Below are 1,285 nucleotides of genomic sequence, written 5' to 3' on the forward strand. Positions count from 1 at the left end.
GGCTTACAAGGTGTTAAGTAAATATCAAAAATACCTTGAGTTGCATCTACAAAATCTTGATGATTAATAGCTAATGACCATTCTCCTCCAGCTGAAGCCCACTCATCCCACATTTTGGAGTTGATTTTTGTATAATTAGCTTTTTGTGACATAGTTACTCCCCCTTTACCTCTTTTAGTATTTTGTTTAATTTTACCATATCGCTAGAAGAATAATTTAGATGTACTAATTAATTTTTTCTGTTTCAGATAATTAATCTGTACTGGAGAAGTACTTAATAGATATTTTTAAAAATAAAAACACCCTTTTAAAAAATTAAAAKGGTGTTTTTATCTTAAGTATAAAAGCTTGTATATAAATAAGATACGAGTTTTATTTTTAATGGCTTGTCTCGAAGCTTTCAGCCATCATTAGATCATTTTTGTAGGCAGCCATTGCGAGTTCATATCTCACCTTTTGACCCGCTTCTACAAAATCAGCTTCCTTCACAAGGCCTGATACTGAATATTGGTGACCTTTAAAATCTACGTTCAGTTCAGTAATTTGATTGAATTGAAAGCTCTCTATAGGAATTCCATTCACATCTTTCAACAAATACTGGCCATATTTCTCGTTACATGTTTGTGCTACTTGCTCCATTACTTTGAAGGCATCTTCCGGATTTTGTCTATAGTTGAGAATAAGACTTTCATTTACCCGGCGTCTTCCTCGGGTTCCATTCTGAAGTTCCGTAATGTTGCTATATGAGACGGTATAGAGGTAGCCGTCATACTGACGAATCTTTAAGTAGCGCATGGTGATTTCTTCTATTTTTCCTTGGCGGTTTCCGTTGAGAATAACATAATCTCCGTGATGGATCTGACGTTCAAACAGGTAAGTCAGTCCCATTATATAATCACGGATAATATGCTGGAGGATTATTGCCAGGGCACTGGCCAACACTACTGAACTAGTGAGTATCTTTCCAAAGTCAAAGAAATGGCTAAGCACATAAATAAAGAAAAAAGCCAGGCCTACTACTCTTGTCACCTGATTAGAAAAATGCATTAAGGTTTCTTCTCGTTTTTCATCTAAAAAGCTCGTTTTATCAAAGAAAAGCTTAATGAATTTGCGAATAAAATAAACAATAAGTATAATCAGCAGCGCTACCGTTAAAACCTTTACGGGAAACTGCTGGAAGAATTCAGTGAAAACCAACTTACCCACTCCTTATTTCTAACACTATACCAAAAGAATGTACGTAAAGACAAAAATCTTCTGTTCTTCATAAACCTTAATGATAATA

The 1,285-nt window shown here is 34.7% G+C and carries 1 protein-coding gene; it reads right to left on the minus strand.

Annotated features, from left to right (window positions below):
* Positions 1-378: 378 nt before the first annotated feature.
* Positions 379-1,197, minus strand: a complete 819-nt coding sequence (locus AC1DRF_RS28290; protein WP_043981838.1) for a mechanosensitive ion channel family protein — start codon at positions 1,195-1,197, stop codon at positions 379-381.
* Positions 1,198-1,285: the final 88 nt, after the last annotated feature.

The sequence above is a fragment of the Priestia sp. P5_B4 genome (assembly GCF_056400385.1).